This window comes from Tenacibaculum bernardetii, assembly GCF_029125915.1.
Taxonomy (GTDB): domain Bacteria; phylum Bacteroidota; class Bacteroidia; order Flavobacteriales; family Flavobacteriaceae; genus Polaribacter; species Polaribacter bernardetii.
In genome coordinates this window covers 1-1,506 of record NZ_JAQJCU010000033.1, presented here as the reverse complement: position 1 = coordinate 1,506, position 1,506 = coordinate 1, and the positions used below count along the sequence as shown (strand labels likewise).

The 1,506-nt window shown below is 28.3% G+C and carries 1 protein-coding gene; it reads left to right on the top strand.

The annotated features are described in order from the left end of the window. Positions 1-673: 673 nt before the first annotated feature. Positions 674-1,348: a hypothetical protein gene (locus P2G10_RS12700; RefSeq protein ID WP_275316969.1), complete on the top strand. Its 675-nt coding sequence runs from the start codon at positions 674-676 to the stop codon at positions 1,346-1,348. Positions 1,349-1,506: the final 158 nt, after the last annotated feature.

Genomic DNA, 1,506 nt, shown 5'->3' with positions numbered 1-1,506 from the left:
TCATTGAGCAGAACCGTTAAAAATGACAATTATGAGTAATTTAAAAGACATTAAATCGGAAATTGAAAAATATGAGAATGACTCAAATCTGACTGAATTGAACATAAATTCAACATCTGAATTTAACTCGTTTGTGGAATTGAAAACTGAATTGAAAACCAAAACCCGAATTGAATGCGGAATTTAGCATATTGCGGAATTGCTCACTCAATCGGAATTGAAAACTAAAAAGTAGAATATGAAAAACATCTTTATTTATTACTTGACAATTTTAACGCCACTTGCAATTATAATTTGGCTGAACAAAACCGAATCTATAAATTCCACATATTTTGTGGGACTTTTATTTTTCTATTTATTAATTTTTAGAACTTATATAGATGGAAAAAGACTGTCTGACAAAAATGTAATTCCTAAAAAAGATATTTGGAAAATGATAATTCCAGGAAAACACATTGAGTATTTTAAAGAACTATATCTGAAATAAGATAAGAACTAAAAATATAGCGGAATAAAAACAACGAAATGCCAACACCGTATATAATTAATTGCTTGTTTTAAGCCTACTTACGAACATTCCTGCGGAATATTCTATCTGTGATTTATTTGCTAACTTAGTTTCTTAACCACGCAACTAACCATACACAAAACCGTTGGCAACAAGCTAAAAAAAATGATGAAAACATTGAAAATTACAATTTTATTAATTACACTAACATTAATTAGTTGCTGGAATGGAAAAGTTGAAAAAATTGAAAAAAAAACTGATTCAGACCATAATCAACCAAAAAAAATTGTATTAGAAAATGTATACTCTCTTGAAAAGATTATTAACAAAATAAAAGAAAAAAAAGTTCCGTTAATTGACTCAACAAATTTCGATAATTTTAAATCTACAGATTTTTACAATGCCGAGCAACTAAAAGTATTGCAAATTAAAAAAATCTATCCTGAAATAGATAATGAAATTGAATATGAATCAACCAACAAAGATGGAAAACCACCATACACATATTATTCTACAAAAGATGATTTTAAAGTAGCTTCCTCTTATAAACTAAACATTTCAGACAAATTTACGACAATCATTTTAACAACTTATAAAGGAGAACACGAAATTGAATCATCAATTATTAATTATGACTTGAAAGGTAACCTAATTGATTTTAAAGTAATATCTTATGATGAAATCGCAGAAGGAGCATTTAGAATAGAAACTAAAATTGAACAAACTAAATTAACTATTTCGAATATCGTATGGTTTGATGGAAGGGTTGAAGAAAAAGAAGAGTTTAAAATTGACCAAAACGGAAAAATAAAGCCAGTTGCCAACACCGTGTATAAATAATGCTTAATTTGGTGCTTAATCAAAGTATAGTGCCTTTTTGTTACATCTGATTTTCCTGCGGAAAATCCTCGCTCACAAAAACGCACTATTCATACACAAAACAGTTGCAAGTAATGGCGGAAAATTACTCAGACGGAAAAAATTCTGAGTTGAAAAGC

Coding starts and splice junctions, on each gene's coding strand:
- P2G10_RS12700 (WP_275316969.1), top strand. CDS start 674: ATGATGAAAACATTGAAAATTACAATTTTATTAATTACACTAACATTA.